This is a genomic window from Mycobacterium sp. ABE4_509 (assembly GCF_056160785.1).
The window spans coordinates 1-773 of the sequence record NZ_JBSWXU010000324.1 but is presented as its reverse complement, the minus strand read 5'-3'; the positions used below and the strand labels follow the sequence as shown (position 1 = coordinate 773).

1 protein-coding gene is annotated in these 773 nt (G+C 71.4%); it reads right to left on the bottom strand.

What is annotated here, in order from left to right; genetic code table 11:
• A partial coding sequence (locus ACXAID_RS28285) for a PPE family protein (RefSeq protein ID WP_475025459.1) occupies nucleotides 1-773 on the bottom strand: 773 nt, incomplete at both ends.

The following is a 773-nucleotide window of genomic DNA, read 5'->3' as shown; positions in this document are numbered from 1 at the left end:
GCGCTGCCCACAGTGGCGGCCGCGGACGCGACCGGCGGGGTGTCGAGCAGTTGGGCGAGCAGCGGTGTGCGGGGCGCTGTGCCCCCGGCCCCGGGAAGCGAGCTGGCGTGCAGCAGCCCCGCACCCTTGCTGGGGCCCGTACCGCCGGCCAGCGGATGGTTGGACATCGCTCCGGCGCCGACCAGTCCGATGTCCGACGGCAGCGCCGGGTCGGTCAGCGTGTGCGAATTGACGCTCTGCTTGACCGACTGGATCAGCTGCTGCACCGGGCCGGCGAACTGCGCCATCTGGGAACCTATTTCGCCGAGCCGCTGCCCGATCACCGGCTGGGCGGCCGCGTCAGTCACCAGCTGCGCGAGCCGGGAACGGGTTTCGGTCTGGGCGACTTCCACCGACCCGGGATTCACGATCGGCGTGGCCGGTTCGGTCGGATCGAACATCGTGTTGGCGGTGGTCTCGGCCTGGTAGACGTCCATCGCCGCGGCGGCCTGGTTCCACATCCGGACGAAGTAGTCGGTCTCCTTGACACCGATGGGCATCGTGTTGATCCCGAGGAAGTTGGTGGCGACCAGGACCGCGCGGGTGACGTGGTTGGCGGCGATCTCGGGCAGCGAGGGGGTCATCGCCAGCGCCTTGGTGTGCGCCTGGGCCTGCAGGGTGGCCTGCGCCGAGTGCTGCTGCGCCTGCCGGGCTGCGTCGAGCAGCCAGGACACCATCGGGGCGGCCGCGACCAGGGCGCGTTCGCTGCCGGCGCCGGACCACACGCCCTGCAG